Origin of the sequence: Psychrobacillus sp. FSL K6-1464 (assembly GCF_038003145.1) — a bacterium.
Lineage (GTDB): Bacteria > Bacillota > Bacilli > Bacillales_A > Planococcaceae > Psychrobacillus > Psychrobacillus psychrotolerans.
Map to the genome: position 1 here is coordinate 2,340,467 of NZ_JBBOOP010000001.1, position 16,753 is coordinate 2,357,219.

Below are 16,753 nucleotides of genomic sequence, written 5' to 3' on the forward strand. Positions count from 1 at the left end.
CCCTGTATTTTGAGTTATAAACTTTTATTTAAATAATTGGCTTGCTAGTCTTTCACAGCTTCTTTGATCAAAATAATCTAAAAACCGTGTCCCCTCTTTGAAGTAGGGATTTGTTGAATGTCCATCTATTAGAATCAGATCCATATATTTTTTAACTTCCTCAGTCGTGTCGGCTTTATAGCCAAATAAGTCCTTGTCTAGATCGATATAAGAACCACGCATGTTCAAATACTCTTTTTGATCAAAAGTAAAAAAGATAATGGGTTTGTTCATATATAAAAAATCCCATGCAATACTAGAATAGTCAGTGAGAAGCATATCAGCTTCTTTCATTTCATTTCCAATGGAAATTTCATCGAAACTATAAAACTTAATATTTGTTGCAGGTGTTTGCATTTTAGTGAAATATTGTTCAAATTTTTTCATAAACGGGTGAAGGACTACTTTCACTTTTACTTGTCGATTTTCGAACAGAGCTAATAAATGATTATCAGAAAGAACTTCCACCGTTTTTTTAAAATAATCACTACTTAAAAAGTCTTCTTCTGAAAGATCGAATAACCATTCCCTCCATGTAAACATGATGAGAACATTTTCCACACGACTCGCTGGGCTATTATATTCATAATTATCAAATCGAGCCATTCCCGTTACTAAGAGTTTCTCCTCTGGTATCCCCCACTCCTTTAACTTAATGCCTTTCTCATACTCTGATACACAATTGAAATAATTGCATCGGGATAGTAAAGGTATATCTTCCTCTTGAATAAGTATTTTCTTAAACCCTTCAATACCATGACTAATATGAGTCATGATTGTTTTTCTGTTGAAAAATATGTATTTATCGATAGATGGTGCAATATCAAATGAAAGTGAATGTCCATGTATCGTATGGTCTGCTCTAAAAAATAGTAAGTAATTTTTTAGAGTTCCTAATTTAACAGCATTGGGTATATTTAGTTTGCGAACGTATGTAGTAGAAGGATCATACATCCAATGAATATCCAACTCCTTTTGATAGTTTTCTACTAGATATCGGTGAAAGACAGAAGCATTGTCTTCATATTTTTCTCCTAAATTTCCTCCTACAAGGACAATTTTTCTATCCGACTTTTTCCTTATTAATTTAGATAGACCAAACGCAAATACTACTTTTAGAAAAGTAGAGATATTTTCAAATCTTTCTTTCTTCTTAAGCTCCATCAATTATCTCCCCTTATTGTCATCTTTCTTTCTTAATCCCCAAAATATTTCTTTATTAAACAATTTAGATGTTTAAGTTATCAGAAAAAAAGGAATAGTAATCCACTAATCTATTAATTATTTAGTACTAGAAAGAAAGGGGAAATTCTAATGTTAAAAAAAATACTATTTATTTCTGATCACGGAGATCCATTAGCTCCTCTAGGCAGTGAACAAGCGGGGGGACAAAACAATTATGTTAAACAACTAGCATTGGCTCTTGAAAAACTTGGTAACCAAGTAGACGTTATAACACACTGGTCAAATCCAAAAAGTCCTCAAGTAGAGAAGTTTGGCCATTCTAGCAGAGTTATTCGTATTACAGCAGGTCATCGTAGGTATGTACCTAAAAATGAAATGTTCCAAATACTTCCTTCTTTTTATGAAGAAATAAAAGAGACTATCTCGATCTCTTCTTATGATATTTTACACACCCATTATTGGTTATCAGGTCTCCTAGGTTCTTATATTAAAGCAGAATATAATATCCCTTGGATTCATACAAATCATTCGCTAGGCATTGCCAAACAGCAAGCAACTGGAATTTTAGATACTATTCGCCTCTCTACGGAGAAAATGATCTTAACTTCGGCAGATGCTATAGTAGCTACTACAAAAAATGAAGAACAACTTATATCAAATTTCGTTAATAATCCTTCACCTATTTCTATAATTTCAATAGGAGTCCATCCTGCTTTTCACCCTAAAAGGTCGCAACTTCAAGGAACAACAGCACCATACTTCGCTTTTGCAGGCAGATTACAAACTACGAAAGGTATTTATACACTGATTAATTCGTTCAGAGCACTAGTAGAGTCTAACGATATAAACCCTTTAACGAAGCTAATAATTGCGGGAGGAGATTCTTCCAGTATTAGTACCTCAACCAAACTTCCGAAGGATTTAAAACTACGCAATGCAATTAAAGGGTTAGAAAACAAAATTGAATTTATTGGATCTAAAACACAAAACCAGCTTGCTACGCTTTTTCAGCATGCATCAGCAGTCGTAGTTCCTTCTTTTTATGAGTCATTCGGTATGGTAGCAGCCGAAGCACAAGCATGTGGGCGTCCAGTCATTGCTTCAAATGTAGGTGGTCTTTCTAACATAGTAAAAGATCGCGTAACCGGTCTTCATATTCAAAAAGCCAACGAAACTGATTTGACTAAAGCAATGACAACAATATTAACGAATAATTTATACACTGAAAAACTAGGTAAACAAGCAGCAATGTTTGCAAACAAAGAATTTAGTTGGGGATCAATTGTAAATAAGATGGAAAGATTATATGAGGTATTATTAGATGAAAAGAAAATTATATATGTTAGCAACAGATCTCGACGGTACACTAGTTGGGGATAAGGCAGCCCTGCAAAGGCTTTTGCATTACTATAACGAGTCATTTCAAGACATATCCTTAGTTTATATTACAGGTAGACATTTAAACTCTGCCCTTTCGCTAATTGCCTCGGAAGAGTTACCAACACCAGATATATTAATTACTGACTTAGGGACAGCTATTTATACATCCCCAATGCTTAAAATAGATAAAGATTGGCAGCAACAAATGCGTATTAATTGGCAACCAGATGAAATCCTTAAACTATCGGGGGATTTCCCCTCTCTAAAAAAGCAGGCACTGCCAAATACTGACCGAATTTCTTTTACAGTAAATAACGATTATGAAGTTGTTCAGAAATTCGAAGCAAGATTAAATGCGAAAAACATTCCACACAAGCTAGTCTATAGCTCGAATCGAGATGTAGATATCCTTCCTGAGAATAGCGGAAAAGGAAATGCCCTCATATATGTACTTAACAATTTCGCCTGCAAAGAAGTTCAAGTATTAGTCGCAGGTGATTCCGGTAATGATCTTGAGATGCTTTCCTTAGGTTATCCGTCAGTGGTAGTCGGCAACGCTCAACCAGAACTAGCAAATATAAAAAATCACAGCAAGCTATTTAAGGCAACCCAAAACTACGCGGCTGGCATCCAGGAAGCATGGGCACACTTTTATGAAACTAACGAAACAGAAAGTATTCTATAGCTAGCCGAGCAATTTTTAAAATATATGAAAAAAGGCAATCCCAAAACGATACTTAGGATTGCCTTTTAACTATGCAGTTTTTACGTCTTGGTTTTCTGACAGAATCTCGTATCGTTTTAAATCCGCTAAATATAACCTTTGATAAGTTGTTAAACTATGTTTCCTTACGTTACTTAAAGTAGAATGATCTACAAAATTAAAGTCTGCGTTAAGTCGTTCAGCATTCATCCACGCTGTCTCTTCAAATATAATATTCATCTCATGTTCTTCCATTAACATACTAAGTAATTCTCTATCGTTATAGATTTCACTCGCTAAATTACTATTTTTAGTTCGAAAGATTTCAATTGTCCGCTCCAATGATTCAAGTAGTGCAGCTCGATCCACTGCATGGCCTAATTCATGAATTGTTAATGTTTTTATATATGAATCCAAGGAAAGAGGCGCATCCATTTCTTCCCAGGCACTTATTAAGCGCGTAAAATCGACACCTATATAGTGTCCAATGAAATTGTAACTCATATTTATACCAGATTCGTCCGGTCTAATTTCCAGATTAATATTAGCCGTTGTCATAATGTATTGGATAATCTCTTTTATATAATCATTAGTGTATCTGTTTAACATATATCTTTTTAACTGCTCCTTGCTCTGTTTGGTTTTACTCTTTCAACAAGATACACTATAGAACAATAGGATTCTAATTTCAATTGAAAAGTTTAAGAAAATATAAAAATGCACAAAGCCAAATGGACTTTGTGCATCGCCTAAATTGTATTTTCAATTTCAATAATTATGATTATTAAAGGTTATATTTGTCTGCATCTCTTTGTTTGTTTTCTCTTTCAGCTTCTTCAAAAACACTATCATCAATCTCCATTGGTCTTTTCCGAGCTTCTCCGCCCTTACGACCTAATTCTTCATAAAACTTATAGTCTTGATTATTGGAGGTTGCTTCCCCGCCGTTATGTCCCGCATCATTAACTGACCAATTTGGATTACTGTTTTTGTTGCGATTGTCCTGGTTGTTTGGCATTTTTATAATTCCTCCTTTAATATTTTCGAGTTTTTTAGGCTCACTCTTTACATTCCCATATAGAAATGAATTAAACCTAAAATTCTTATTTTATTGGACATATCTTATGAAAGTTAAGGTTCTATCAATAGAGGTCTTTCTTCGGAGGCATTGTAGTCCCATTTTTTCCTCCATCCAATGATAATGCGGTAATTTACTACTTTTTTAAAAAATTACTTCCCTCAAAATGGTTTTGGTGATAAGATACGAAGGTAGGTAATTTCGGTGCGTAAATTAGTATGATCGAATCTTAAATACATAAGTACAATAATCATGTACCCTATTTGGGTAATACAGGTCTCAGTAGCTCAGCTGGATAGAGCAACGCCCTTCTAAGGCGTCGGTCGGGGGTTCGAATCCCTCCTGGGACATACAATAATAAATGCAATAACAAAAAAAGAAGTCCAAAATTGGACTTCTTTTTTTCTAACTAAATATATTCTTTAGATGCCACTTGAAATATGGCTTGTTCTCTTCATATCGAGCAATTTTCTTTTTAGGTGAGATATTGTATATGAAATAATCTTCTTCTGGAATGGAGGAGGATATATGTAATCTGCCTTGTCCATCGAATGCAATATATCCTTTACTATATAAAGCATCATGATTACAACAAAGGAGTATACCATTAAAAGGATTTATCCTTTCAATATGAGTACTATCTTTCCATGGTTTAGAGTGACTTGCTTGAAGTAAAATAGGTAATTCAATATCGCACAAAGCACATTTATTCGCCCATAATGGTAATAAGTCTTTCCTAAACTTTTCATGACCTTTTCGAATCATTAATTTAACTTCAGATTCCATTTCCGCAATCATAGGAATAAAGTTATTATGCTCGGTTCGACGTACAGTTCCAATGGCTAATTCCAGTTGCTCCACATCTACACGGTATATGTTCAGATCACTAATAAGTTCTAGTAATTTTATTACAAGTTGCTCATTACATGGATATAAATAGCCTGGGTTTCCATTACCATCTTGTTGAAAAGGTGAATACTTAATCGGAAGAAGTGGTGATATCTCACGGAAGTTTGATAGTACATTTAGAGGCTCTTCTAATTCATAGTAATCCAGCTCTACTAGATAGTCGTTATCAGACGTGTTCTTGTTCTTTTGACTTTCTATATCTAACGTTTTAGATATTACATGACAATCCGTTTTAGCCACACTAATTGCCACAATATAACCTTTGACATAATGAAAGATTCTGTCCCCGACGTCTATCTCCTTCATCCTTAGCCAAGAATGAGGTTCTTGGCCTCCACTATCTTTTTGTGGAGATGTGATAATACCTAGTTCTCTTTCCACTTGATATGTTTCTCCTTGCATGACAACAAAGCTTTGCATTTATTCTACACTCCCTATAATACAGTCCGATTCAAATCTCACAGTAAAACCCGTTATTATTCTTAATGTACATCATTTCATTTCAATAGATTCTTAATCCAATTATAGCATTTTGACTATGATTGAGTTACTTTTTATAAAATCTTAGAAATAAAAAAAGGGTTCAAGTCGCTTGGACCGAAGCCCTGACATAATCCCTTCCTAATAAACCAGTACTTCTTATATAATGTGCAACATTTTAATCGAGTACTTTTAACCCAGAAATAACTGGGCATTTTGTTCTATCGGAATATTAAAGCTACAGAGCTTATTGAGTAAAATCTGATATCTTCCTAATCTCATTCAGCTCTTCTAGTCGTGTGGAATCTTCTTCGAAATATTGAACAAGATTTTCAATTTTTATTATAGAACCCTTACTCATATGATGCTCGATTCCTTCAACATCCTTATATATATTTTCTTCATTAACCCCAATAATCCTTAAAAATCTTTCTAACAATTCGTGTAGGTGTACTAGACGTTTCCCCATATCGGTTCCTTTTAGAGTTAATATTAAGGGTTTATATTTTTCGTAGACTAAATATCCCCCTTTATCGAGTCTTTGAACCATTTTTGTGACTGATGAAGGATTAACCGACATAGCCTCGGCTATATCTGAAACTCGCGCGTGGCCCTTACTTTCGATGAGCAAATAAATTTCTTCAAGATAATCCTCCATGCTAGGTGTCGGCAATACAGGCCCTCCTTTACAATTGCACCATCAAAATTTCACTCTATTGTATGATTTCTTTTTGAAACTATAAATTAATTGTCCCTTGTACTGAAATCATATCAATATATTTTCATATGCTTATTTCTTATTTTTCTGTTAATCCACTTAAAATAATATCAATATTCCATTCCATCATTTTTATATAGGTGTCTCCGTCCTCCCCTGGTTTACCAATGGAGTCAGTAAAAATCTTCCCAAAAATCGGTACTCCGGTTTCATTAGAAACCATTTCCATGCTACGAGGGTCTAAACTTGTTTCAACAAATAAGACAGGGTTTGTTTTCGAACGGATAAAATCAACAACAGCCTTTACTTGCTCAGGTGACCCTTGGTTTTCTGCGTTAATTTCCCAAATGTAGGCAGCTTCAAAACCATATGCTTCAGAGAAATATTTAAATGCCCCTTCGCTTGTAATCAATAGTCGTTGCTCTTGGGGAATTTCACTAAAACGTTTAACAGCCTCCTGATGTAGTTTCTCCAGCTTCAAGATATATTCTTTCGCATTTTTTTCATAAACATCGGCATGTTCTGGGTCGACTTTTATCAACCCATTTTTCACATTCTGGGCATACTTAATACCATTACGAACATCTAACCATGCATGCGGATCTTCTTCTGATTCTTTTCCCTTGGATGTCAAATGTTTCGGCTCTACTCCTTCACTTAAACGAAATACCGGTGCCTCAATTCCCGTTTTACCTGCAGTAAGCAACAACTTTTCAAACCAGGAGTTCCCTCCTTCTAAATTTAGACCATTGTAAAAAACCGCATCTGCATCCGTTGTTAGTTGTACATCCTTTGGAAGTGGATCATATTCGTGTGGATTCGAACCAACTGGAGCCAAGGTATGAACTTCTACATGATTTCCACCAACATTCTTCACGATATCGTAGATAATTGAGTAAGTAGCAATAACGTGAATTTTATCATTTTTATCTTTCACTGAATTCACGGATTCTTTTCCACAGGCTGCAAGAAAGAAAACCAAGGCAAGACTCATAATAAATGGTAAAATTTTAAAAAATTTCATCTATATCCTCCATTTTATATTATTAACGAGATAGCATCTCTCTTTTTTTAATGTTCTTAATAACACGCCACACCAAGCCTTTTTTTGGCGAAAATACAAATGCAAGAATAAATAGTGCTGTGGCTGCAAGCACTATTGCGGCACCTGATGCTAAATTATAGGTATAGCTGAAATACAATCCTAATATGGACGATAACACTCCGATACCAGCCGAGAGGTAGAGCATAACCCAAAGACGATTTGTCAACAAGTATGCAGCCGCAGCTGGAGTGATGAGCATTGCTACAACAAGCACAATCCCAACTGTTTGGAGGGAAGCAACTGTCACCAATGTCAAAAGTGTCATTAAGAAATAATGAATAACTCTTGTTGGTAACCCATATGCCGCTGCCATAGTTGAATCGAACGAACTGACAAGCAGTTCTTTGTAAAAGGCATACACGCATACTAAAACAAAAATTCCGATAAGCAATGTTGACCACATTTCCGATGGTCGAACCGCAAGGACGTTTCCGAATAAAATATGATACAAATCCGTACTACTTTTCATAAGTGTAATCATAATAATCCCAGACGCAAATGCAGCAGTGAACATAATTCCAATAGAAACATCATTTTTAATCCGACTGTTCTGACCTATAAAACCAATACCAAGTGAGGTCAACACCCCGGTAAATACAGCTCCAAAAAAGAAGTTAATACCAAGCATATAGGACAACGCAACACCTGGTAGTACGGCATGAGAAATCGCATCTCCCATCAAAGCCATCCCTCTCAAAATAATAAAACAACCGATTACCCCGCAAATAACACCTACCATAATGGAGGTAGTAAGTGCTTTTTGTAAAAAGCCATAATACATAAGTGCATCAATAAAATTTATCATGCTTCCGCCTCCAGATTTGTCAAAGGGGAAAATTGAATGTTATAAGCCTTTTCTAGTACTTCTGGTCGAATAACTTTCTCAACCACTCCGAAGTCAATGAGTTCTTTGTTCAAAAGGATTAGTTCATTGAAATATTCCTTGGCTTTTCTTAAATCATGATGAACGACAACAACGGTTTTTCCTAGATCACGAAGTTGCTTCAATATCAATATAATCGTTTCTTCACTCGTAACATCGACACCAACAAATGGTTCATCAAGTAAATAGATTTCAGGCTCTTGTGCCAATGCTCTTGCAAGAAACACTCTTTGTTGTTGACCACCAGAGAGTTCTCCAATTTGCCGATTGCGAAATTCTGTCATTCCTACTTTTTCCAAACATTCATATACAAACGCTTTGTCTATTTTCTTCGGACGTTTAAATACACCTAATTTTGGATATGTGCCGAGTAGCACGGTATCAAAAACAGTAATAGGAAAATCCCAGTCAATGCTGCTTCGTTGTGGAACATAAGCTACTTTTGTCCTCATTTCCTTAATCGTCTTACCTAGAATAGCAACCTCACCTTTTTCCTTTTGAATAAGGTTTAATAACGCTTTTAATAATGTCGACTTTCCTGCACCATTTGGTCCAATAATACCTACTAACTTTCCTTCTTCAACTGTGAAACTGACATTTTTCAAAGCCTCGCTACCGAAGTAGGACACATATAATTCTTTTACAGCAATGGCTGTCTTCACAAATAACCCCTCCTACGCTAATGTTTAATACTCGAAATTTGCACAAGGGCAATTTTCTTTACGCAATATTCTTTCCCGAAGGAAACTTTTAAGCTAAAAAAAAGCAAACTATTTGTTAATGATGTTTGGAAAGTACATTTTTATCTTTTAAGTATATGAAGCTCAACTCATATTAGTTCCTCCAATACTAATATTAAAAAAATAATACACTATTTTAAGAAAATAATCGTCGTCCCATTTATTAAGCGTACGAATTTTTGTTTCCATAAAGAACTATTCCAGCTTAAATATTGTTACCAGTTACCAATTTTTCACTAATTATGACTACCGATGCTTTATCAATTATTCTTGAATTAACCCTCTGTATACCGTTTGATCGGGAAATAACATAATACTAGCTAAACCAATATTCACATCAAACGATCTTAATTTTTGTCATAACAAAAAAACCTCCATTCAATTGAATTGGAAGATAATATCATATTTTACTTAGCATAAAATAAGTGAGATAAAAAAAGGGATTAAGTCTGATGAACCGTAGTCCTGACTTAATCCCAAATTCTATTTACTATGTATTTCTACTCTAAACTATTATGTCCCAGGAGGGATTCGAACCCCCGACCGACGCCTTAGAAGGGCGTTGCTCTATCCAGCTGAGCTACTGAGACAAGTACTCCCCCACCTAAACTGATAGGAAAGACAAGATTTATTATATAATGAGAATGAAGTTAAGTCAATACTATTTCAAAAAAATTATAAAATAACTTTTTCAAGCAATTTATGTTCATCCGAATAAAACAAAACGGTCCAAATTTCCTCATTTCTCTCAGCAATTGCGTAGCTCTTTTCTTTCCGTCCACGGGGTTGCTGAAGACTACCTGGATTGATAAATAGAATACCTTGCTGCATTTCTGCTCCTAATAAATGCGAATGTCCAAAGCACACGACCGATGCTTGTACCTCTTGCGCTCGATAAAATAGTGGCATTAAAGTCGATTTCACATTGTATTTATGACCATGGACGACTAATACTTTAGCATCCTCAACCGGAAATAATTCCTCTAAAGGAAAACGATCGTCTATATCACAATTACCACGAACAATATGCACTGGGTTGTCAGCAAAATAATTCGCATTTAACTCGCTGTCTCCACAGTGGATAATTGCATCTACCTCGCCTTGATGGCGCTCAATAACCTGTTCCATTATTTTGGTAGCACTATGGGTATCGCTCATAATCAACAATTTCATTTTACTCACCTATCCTTCAGAAATTATATCTTCCAAAACGAAAGAAAGTTTTTTTATAGCAGTGCCTCGATGAGAAATAGCTCCTTTTTGTTCTGCTGTAAGTTCCGCCATCATTTTTTGTTCAGAAGGCACATAAAAAATTGGGTCGTACCCAAATCCATTTGTTCCTTTTCTTTCAGTCCCTATAAATCCTTCACACGTCCCTCTGACAGTGAAAGGTTCTTTGTTTGGGGAAGCAACAGCGATTGCACATACAAATCGGGCTGTTCTTTCCGATTCTTTGGTGCCTTCTAGCTCTTTTAGCGCTTTATCTATATTTGCTTCATCACTTTTCTCTTCACCCGCATAGCGAGCCGAATAGATCCCTGGGCGTCCATCTAGTGCATCAATTTCTAATCCACTATCATCTGCGATAACCATTGACTGCAAATGGTTTGCTAGCGAAGTAGCTTTTAATAGTGCATTTTCTTCAAAAGTGGTACCTGTTTCTTCTATATCCATTTCTTCCGCCACATCATGAAGTGTTTTAACTTCGTAACCAAGCGGGTTAAACAATGCTTCAAAGTCTTTGGCTTTTCCTCTGTTTTTTGTAGCTATAATAATCTGTTTCATATGATATCTCGTCCTTTTTTATAAATTTGTAAGCAGCTACCATTCTTGTAGTACGATATTAGCTTCTTTTGTATAACGCCCAATAAGCAAAAGAAGACCCCGCTATTCGAGGATTCTCAAGCTAACAGGGTCATTTAAATGAAATTGTTCGAATATCTACATTCGGTATTTCTAACCATTTTTCTACAATCGTCTTAAAAATAGGTACAGAACCAGTTGTGTAGAAAATTGGTGTTTCCTTTTGTTGATCCGGATTATTCAATTTATGATATTGTAAATACTCTTGAACATCATGCGCAGTTTCTTCTGCAGATGAAAGTACCTTCACATGTTCTCCAACTGCCTCTTCAATATGCTTTTGCAACAGCGGATAATGTGTACAACCTAAAATGACAGTATCAAACTGCTCTTTTTTTAATGGTGATAATGTTTCCATCACCATATTCCGAGCAAAATCACCTTCGTATTCATTACTTTCCACAAGCGGGACAAAAGTGGGACATGCGAGTGGAATCACTCTACTAGAGGAATTTAAATGCGCAATTGCCTCCTCATATGCACCACTTTTAATCGTACCGCTTGTACCTAGCACTACTATTTCATTACTTTTTGATGCTTTAATCGCCGCTCTAGCTCCTGGGAAAATTACACCTATTACAGGAAAAGGCATCTTCTTACTTAACGAATTAAGAGCTACTGCAGTTGCGGTATTGCATGCAATTACAAGCATTTTAATATTCATCTTCGCAAGAGCATTTGCCAATTGCCACGTAAATTTACGAACTTCTTCACTTGTTCTAGGTCCATACGGGCATCTAGCAGTATCACCAATATAAATTATTTTTTCATTTGGTAGTAGTTGCATAATTTCTTTTGCAACCGTTAATCCACCAACTCCAGAGTCTATAACACCAATTGGGGCTTTCACGTTAATTCCTCAGTTCTTCATCTCTTGATGTAATTTTTCTAATAATATTGCTAAATTTGCAACTTCAGCCTGATCGAATTGTTGAAGTACATCCTCTAAATACTGTTGTCGTTTATCTATAACCTCTTCTATGATTCGAGCGCCCTCTTCTAATAAATGTATACGAACAACACGACGGTCTTGTTCATCTCTTATACGCTTTACAAGTTCACTTTTTTCCATACGATCGATTAAATCCGTTGTTGTACTAAAAGCTAAATACATTTTATTGGATAAATCACCGATAGTCATATCACCCAACTCTAGTAACCATTGAAGCGCTACAAACTGTGGAGGCGTAATAGTATAAGTACTTAGTATTTCTCTACCCTTTTGTTTAATGATTCCAGATATATGTCGAAGCTCTTTTTCTAAAAAAGCAACTTGATCCTGGTCTAACATTGTCTTATTTATATCTTCTGCCATCTATTCCTTCACTCCTCAAAACAATAACCCTATTTCTATTATTGTGACGTGTTATGAGGAAAATGGCAAGGAATCATATCAATTTAACGATAGTTCACCTAATCGTAATAATTCTACAATCGCCTGTGACCTACCTGAAACGCCCAGTTTTTGTATTGTATTTGAAATATGGTTCCTTACTGTTTTTTCGCTTATCGTTAACAAAGTTGAAATTTCTTTCGTAGAATTATCTTCTACTAATAATTGAAAAATTTGACGTTCTCTACTTGTTAAAATCGAACGATGCTGTTTATTGTCGTACAATGCCATAGCCCCCTATCCACTCTCCTACTAACGTATGTAGCATGGGGATGGTAGGTGACGGCTAGTTAATACTCTTTTTAAAAACTTCTCGTTCCTCTTCAGACCACTTTGCTGCACGACCAGTTTTCTTCTCAATTTGAACAATAGAACCACGACCAATAAAGACAATTTCATCCTTATCGTTCTTGGCCATATAATGGATATCCACTGAAGAAGAGCCTATAGAATTTGCCTTCACATAAATGCGGAGCTTTTCGTCAAAGAATACTTGTTTTACATAATCACATTGCAAGTCAGCGACGACTGGTATTTTTTCTCCCTTTGGATTTAACCAATCATTCATAAGCTGTATATGCTTGAAGTATTCAATACGAGCATATTCAAAATAAGCAAAAGTCACCGTATTATTTAAATGACCATACATATCTGTTTCTGAAAAACGCACACTTACTTCCGAATAAAAATGGAAATCAGATTCCCATAACTCCATATCTTCTATGTATTTAGCTCTCATATAAATTACCTCTCCTTTAAAATGAATGAATATTCATTTATTGTAACAGAGATAGAAAAAATCTGCATAGAATAAAAATATTCTACACAGATTTCCTTATTTTATCTATTGTCTAGCTTCAGAGCCTTTCCCCTCGAGGTTAAATGGGAATCTTTTCCGTCCAAATAAGTTGGACTACAAATCTTCCCATTTACTTGTCGGAGGTCCGCAGGAAGCGGGTCATACAGTCGTTGCGACAGGATGTCGAGTACTTAGACTGTATACCTCTCAAAGGCGCTTACGCATTTCTATTAATCAACCATACGGTCGCTTCCGAAGAAGTCTTTGAACATTTGAACAGTTGTATCACGGTTCAAAGCAGCGATGGAAGTTGTTAGTGGAATACCTTTTGGACAAGCAACTACACAGTTTTGTGCGTTACCACAGTTTGCAAGACCACCGTCTCCCATAATTGTATTTAGACGCTCATCCTTGTTCATAGAACCAGTTGGATGTGCGTTAAATAAACGTACTTGTGAAAGTGGTGCTGGTCCCATAAAGTTAGAACCACTGTTTACGTTCGGACAAGCTTCTAGACATACACCACAAGTCATACATTTAGACAATTCATATGCCCATTGACGTTTGCGTTCTGGCATACGAGGTCCTTCTCCAAGATCGTATGAACCATCTATTGGAACCCATGCTTTTACTTTTTTCAAAGAATCAAACATGCGCGAACGGTCTACTTGTAAATCACGTATTACTGGGAATGTTTTCATTGGTGCCAATTGAATCGGTTGTGTCAGTTGATCGATTAAAGCCGAACAAGATTGACGTGGACGACCGTTTATAACCATTGAACATGCTCCACATACTTCTTCTAAACAGTTCATATCCCAAGTTACAGGACTAGTAGCTTTCCCATCTACATTTACCGGATTTTGACGTATTTCCATTAATGCAGAAATAACATTCATATTTGGACGGTAATTTACTTCAAATTTTTCAAAGTAAGGTGTAGATTCAGGTGTATCTTGACGTAAAATTTCAAATTTTACTTTTTTTGTTTCCGTTGCTGTAACCATTATTAATTATCCCCTTTCGCAGAATAATCGCGTTTACGAGGTGTAATCAGTGATACATCTACTTCTTCATAATGGAATACTGGAGCTCCTGTAGCTGGATCAAATTTAGCCATTGTTGTTTTCAAGAACTCTTCATCATTACGTTCCGGAAAATCAGGTTTGTAATGTGCTCCACGGCTTTCATTACGATTAAGCGCACCTAATGTAATAACGCGTGCTAAATATAACATATTTTTTAACTGACGTGTAAATGATGCGCCTTGGTTAGACCATTGTTGTGTATCATCCATATTAATATTTTCAAAACGTTCAAGAAGTTCTTGGATTTTCTTGTCTGTTGCTTCAAGTTTGTCGTTATAACGAACAACCGTTACGTTATCTGTCATCCACTCACCAAGCTCTTTATGAAGTAAGTACGCATTTTCCGTACCTTTCATAGACATAACCTTGTCCCACTTCTCTTGTTCTAATTTAAGTTCAGCTTCAAAGATAGAATCATCCATGTCAATAGCATGAGTTTTTAAATGACTCATATATTTAACTGCATTCGGTCCTGCAACACTTCCGCCGAATACTGCAGAAAGTAAAGAGTTAGCTCCTAAACGATTAGCTCCATGCTGTGAAAAATCACATTCACCTGCAGCAAATAATCCAGGAATATTAGTCATTTGATTATCATCTACCCACAGTCCACCCATAGAATAATGAACTGCTGGGAAGATTTTCATAGGTACTTTACGAGGGTCATCACCTGTGAATTTCTCGTAAATTTCAATGATACCACCAAGTTTAACATCTAGTTCATGTGGATCTTTATGTGAAAGATCTAGATAAACCATGTTTTCTCCGTTGATACCAAGTTTTTGGTTAACGCATACATCAAAGATTTCGCGTGTTGCAATATCACGAGGAACCAAGTTACCGTATGCAGGGTATTTTTCTTCTAAGAAGTACCAAGGTTTGCCGTCTTTATAAGTCCAAATACGACCACCTTCACCACGAGCAGATTCAGACATTAATCGTAATTTATCGTCACCAGGAATGGCAGTTGGATGAATTTGAATAAATTCTCCGTTCGCATAATATGCTCCTTGTTGATATACGATTGATGCAGCAGAACCAGTGTTGATAATAGAGTTAGTAGTTTTCCCGAAAATAATCCCAGGGCCACCAGTGGCCATAATTACAGCATCACCACGGAATGCTCGAATTTCCATAGTTAGAAGGTTTTGCGCTTTAATACCACGACATACGCCTTCGCTGTCTTTAATTATTCCAAGGAATTCCCATCCTTCGAATTTAGTTACTAAACCATCCACTTCAAAACGACGAACTTGTTCGTCCAGCGCATAAAGAAGTTGTTGACCAGTTGTTGCACCAGCAAATGCTGTACGGTGCATCATTGTCCCACCAAAACGGCGGAAATCTAATAATCCTTCAGGTGTACGGTTAAACATAACACCCATTCTATCAAACAAACTAATAATTCCAGGTGCTGCATCTGTCATCGCTTTAACTGGTTTTTGATTTGCTAAGAAATCTCCACCATATATAGTGTCATCTAAATGTACTGCAGGAGAATCACCTTCACCTTTAGTATTTACAGCTCCGTTAATACCACCTTGTGCACAAACAGAGTGTGAACGTTTTACTGGAACGATAGAAAATAGGTCTACGTGCGTGCCATCTTCGGCAGCTTTCATTGTTGCCATTAAGCCAGCTAATCCACCGCCGACAACAATCAGTTTACTTTTTGCCATGCTATTCTCACTCCTCAATTTAATAGTAGTTGAACGACTTTAAAGTTTCTTAAACGAATGCTAGAAGAGCTTGTACGCCAACTACAGATAACGCTAAGAAGATAATTAATGTTACATAAGTAACAATTTGTTGTGATCTTGCAGATTGTGTAATACCCCAGCTAACTAAGAATGACCAAATACCATTAGCTAAATGGAAAGTGGCTGAAACAACACCTACAATATAGAAACCTAACATCCATGGGTTAGATAAAATCTCTGCCATCATGTTAAAATTAACTTCTTTTGCTCCAATAGCAGCTTGGAAACGTGTTTCAAAAACATGCCAAGCGATAAATACAACTAAGAAAATGCCAGTAAATCTTTGTAATATAAATAAATAGTTTCTCAACGTTCCAAATTGCTTCGGATTATTTTTTGCAGTAAATGCAATGTAAATTCCGTAAAATGCATGGAACATTAATGGAATATAAATTACGAAGATTTCTAACATTAATCGAAATGGTAGACTCTCCATGAAGTGAGATGCACTATTAAATGCTTCTGCTCCTCTTGTAGCAAAGTGATTTACTACTAAATGCTGCGCTAAAAACAGACCTACCGGTATAATACCAAGTAAGGAATGCAGTCGACGCCAATAAAATTCGCGATCGTTCGACAAAACAATTACCCCCTCAAATTTCTGACTGAAAAGAATGAAAACTATCTCAA

The 16,753-nt window shown here is 35.9% G+C and carries 19 protein-coding genes and 2 tRNA genes; 3 read left to right on the forward strand and 18 right to left on the reverse strand.

The features are described 5' to 3' along the window. Positions 1-24: 24 nt before the first annotated feature. On the reverse strand, positions 25-1,203 hold the full coding sequence (locus MKX39_RS11825) for a CDP-glycerol glycerophosphotransferase family protein (RefSeq protein WP_340769671.1): 1,179 nt from the start codon (positions 1,201-1,203) through the stop codon (positions 25-27). Positions 1,204-1,353: 150 nt separating this feature from the next. On the opposite strand from MKX39_RS11825, the gene MKX39_RS11830 reads away from it, so the two are divergent. Then, positions 1,354-2,604, forward strand: coding sequence for a glycosyltransferase (locus MKX39_RS11830; RefSeq protein ID WP_340769672.1), 1,251 nt, complete (start codon positions 1,354-1,356; stop codon positions 2,602-2,604). Next, entirely contained in the window at positions 2,546-3,289 is a 744-nt protein-coding gene (locus tag MKX39_RS11835) for an HAD-IIB family hydrolase (protein WP_340769673.1), read from the forward strand. Before MKX39_RS11830 ends, MKX39_RS11835 begins: the two co-directional genes overlap by 59 nt. Before the next feature lie 69 nt (positions 3,290-3,358). Here the strand turns inward: MKX39_RS11835 and MKX39_RS11840 are convergent, their stop codons facing one another. Both MKX39_RS11840 and MKX39_RS11845 read right to left on the reverse strand, forming a co-directional pair. Next, on the reverse strand, positions 3,359-3,916 hold the full coding sequence (locus MKX39_RS11840) for an integrase (RefSeq protein ID WP_340769674.1): 558 nt from the start codon (positions 3,914-3,916) through the stop codon (positions 3,359-3,361). A 175-nt stretch (positions 3,917-4,091) separates the two neighbouring features. Next, positions 4,092-4,325 carry a stress-induced protein, KGG, repeat-containing protein gene (locus tag MKX39_RS11845; protein ID WP_340769675.1) on the reverse strand — a complete coding sequence of 78 codons (234 nt, stop codon included), beginning with the start codon at positions 4,323-4,325 and terminating at the stop codon, positions 4,092-4,094. 336 nt (positions 4,326-4,661) lie between these two features. Between MKX39_RS11845 and MKX39_RS11850 the strand changes: the two genes are divergently transcribed. After that, a tRNA-Arg gene (locus MKX39_RS11850) sits at positions 4,662-4,735 on the forward strand. Between the two features lie 55 nt (positions 4,736-4,790). Here MKX39_RS11850 and MKX39_RS11855 read toward each other — a convergent pair. The 15 genes from MKX39_RS11855 to MKX39_RS11925 form a co-directional block, all read right to left on the reverse strand. Then, a complete protein-coding gene (locus MKX39_RS11855) occupies positions 4,791-5,714 on the reverse strand; it encodes an HNH endonuclease (RefSeq protein WP_340769676.1) in 924 nt (307 codons plus the stop codon). 307 nt (positions 5,715-6,021) lie between these two features. Continuing rightward, on the reverse strand, positions 6,022-6,447 hold the full coding sequence (mntR, locus tag MKX39_RS11860) for a transcriptional regulator MntR (RefSeq protein WP_340769677.1): 426 nt from the start codon (positions 6,445-6,447) through the stop codon (positions 6,022-6,024). 124 nt (positions 6,448-6,571) lie between these two features. Then, entirely contained in the window at positions 6,572-7,516 is a 945-nt protein-coding gene (locus MKX39_RS11865) for a metal ABC transporter solute-binding protein, Zn/Mn family (RefSeq protein ID WP_340769678.1), read from the reverse strand. A gap of 22 nt (positions 7,517-7,538) precedes the next feature. After that, positions 7,539-8,399 carry a metal ABC transporter permease gene (locus MKX39_RS11870; protein WP_340771433.1) on the reverse strand — a complete coding sequence of 287 codons (861 nt, stop codon included), beginning with the start codon at positions 8,397-8,399 and terminating at the stop codon, positions 7,539-7,541. Next, positions 8,399-9,142 (reverse strand): metal ABC transporter ATP-binding protein, encoded by a 744-nt coding sequence (locus tag MKX39_RS11875; protein WP_340769679.1) that lies wholly within the window; start codon positions 9,140-9,142, stop codon positions 8,399-8,401. Before MKX39_RS11875 ends, MKX39_RS11870 begins: the two co-directional genes overlap by 1 nt. A 594-nt stretch (positions 9,143-9,736) precedes the next feature. Next, positions 9,737-9,810 (reverse strand) — tRNA-Arg (locus MKX39_RS11880). Positions 9,811-9,895: 85 nt separating this feature from the next. Then, on the reverse strand, positions 9,896-10,393 hold the full coding sequence (locus tag MKX39_RS11885; protein WP_340769680.1) for a metallophosphoesterase family protein: 498 nt from the start codon (positions 10,391-10,393) through the stop codon (positions 9,896-9,898). 9 nt (positions 10,394-10,402) lie between these two features. Continuing rightward, positions 10,403-11,005: an XTP/dITP diphosphatase gene (locus tag MKX39_RS11890; RefSeq protein WP_340769681.1), complete on the reverse strand. Its 603-nt coding sequence runs from the start codon at positions 11,003-11,005 to the stop codon at positions 10,403-10,405. Positions 11,006-11,135: 130 nt separating this feature from the next. Then, positions 11,136-11,933 carry a glutamate racemase gene (racE, locus tag MKX39_RS11895; protein ID WP_093536963.1) on the reverse strand — a complete coding sequence of 266 codons (798 nt, stop codon included), beginning with the start codon at positions 11,931-11,933 and terminating at the stop codon, positions 11,136-11,138. 9 nt (positions 11,934-11,942) lie between these two features. Then, positions 11,943-12,398, reverse strand: coding sequence for a MarR family winged helix-turn-helix transcriptional regulator (locus tag MKX39_RS11900; RefSeq protein WP_340769682.1), 456 nt, complete (start codon positions 12,396-12,398; stop codon positions 11,943-11,945). A gap of 78 nt (positions 12,399-12,476) precedes the next feature. Further along, complete coding sequence (locus MKX39_RS11905; RefSeq protein WP_245762675.1) at positions 12,477-12,701, reverse strand: helix-turn-helix domain-containing protein; 225 nt, start codon at positions 12,699-12,701, stop codon at positions 12,477-12,479. A gap of 61 nt (positions 12,702-12,762) precedes the next feature. Beyond that, positions 12,763-13,215: an acyl-CoA thioesterase gene (locus tag MKX39_RS11910; protein ID WP_340769683.1), complete on the reverse strand. Its 453-nt coding sequence runs from the start codon at positions 13,213-13,215 to the stop codon at positions 12,763-12,765. Between the two features lie 290 nt (positions 13,216-13,505). Further along, a complete protein-coding gene (gene sdhB / locus MKX39_RS11915; protein ID WP_093536959.1) occupies positions 13,506-14,282 on the reverse strand; it encodes a succinate dehydrogenase iron-sulfur subunit in 777 nt (258 codons plus the stop codon). Positions 14,283-14,284: 2 nt separating this feature from the next. Further along, positions 14,285-16,042 (reverse strand): succinate dehydrogenase flavoprotein subunit, encoded by a 1,758-nt coding sequence (gene sdhA / locus MKX39_RS11920; protein ID WP_093536958.1) that lies wholly within the window; start codon positions 16,040-16,042, stop codon positions 14,285-14,287. Between the two features lie 49 nt (positions 16,043-16,091). Then, the gene (locus MKX39_RS11925) at positions 16,092-16,703 is read right to left on the reverse strand and encodes a succinate dehydrogenase cytochrome b558 subunit (RefSeq protein WP_093536957.1); all 612 of its coding nucleotides are present in this window, start codon (positions 16,701-16,703) and stop codon (positions 16,092-16,094) included. Positions 16,704-16,753: the final 50 nt, after the last annotated feature.

Bases quoted from the DNA above. Each gene is read 5' to 3' on its own strand.
- MKX39_RS11825 (WP_340769671.1), bottom strand. From the start codon at position 1,203: ATGGAGCTTAAGAAGAAAGAAAGATTTGAAAATATCTCTACTTTTCTA.
- MKX39_RS11830 (WP_340769672.1), top strand. From the start codon at position 1,354: ATGTTAAAAAAAATACTATTTATTTCTGATCACGGAGATCCATTAGCT.
- MKX39_RS11835 (WP_340769673.1), top strand. From the start codon at position 2,546: ATGAAAAGAAAATTATATATGTTAGCAACAGATCTCGACGGTACACTA.
- MKX39_RS11840 (WP_340769674.1), bottom strand. From the start codon at position 3,916: ATGTTAAACAGATACACTAATGATTATATAAAAGAGATTATCCAATAC.
- MKX39_RS11845 (WP_340769675.1), bottom strand. From the start codon at position 4,325: ATGCCAAACAACCAGGACAATCGCAACAAAAACAGTAATCCAAATTGG.
- MKX39_RS11855 (WP_340769676.1), bottom strand. From the start codon at position 5,714: ATGCAAAGCTTTGTTGTCATGCAAGGAGAAACATATCAAGTGGAAAGA.
- MKX39_RS11865 (WP_340769678.1), bottom strand. From the start codon at position 7,516: ATGAAATTTTTTAAAATTTTACCATTTATTATGAGTCTTGCCTTGGTT.
- MKX39_RS11885 (WP_340769680.1), bottom strand. From the start codon at position 10,393: ATGAAATTGTTGATTATGAGCGATACCCATAGTGCTACCAAAATAATG.
- MKX39_RS11890 (WP_340769681.1), bottom strand. From the start codon at position 11,005: ATGAAACAGATTATTATAGCTACAAAAAACAGAGGAAAAGCCAAAGAC.
- MKX39_RS11900 (WP_340769682.1), bottom strand. From the start codon at position 12,398: ATGGCAGAAGATATAAATAAGACAATGTTAGACCAGGATCAAGTTGCT.
- MKX39_RS11910 (WP_340769683.1), bottom strand. From the start codon at position 13,215: ATGAGAGCTAAATACATAGAAGATATGGAGTTATGGGAATCTGATTTC.
- sdhB (WP_093536959.1), bottom strand. From the start codon at position 14,282: ATGGTTACAGCAACGGAAACAAAAAAAGTAAAATTTGAAATTTTACGT.
- sdhA (WP_093536958.1), bottom strand. From the start codon at position 16,042: ATGGCAAAAAGTAAACTGATTGTTGTCGGCGGTGGATTAGCTGGCTTA.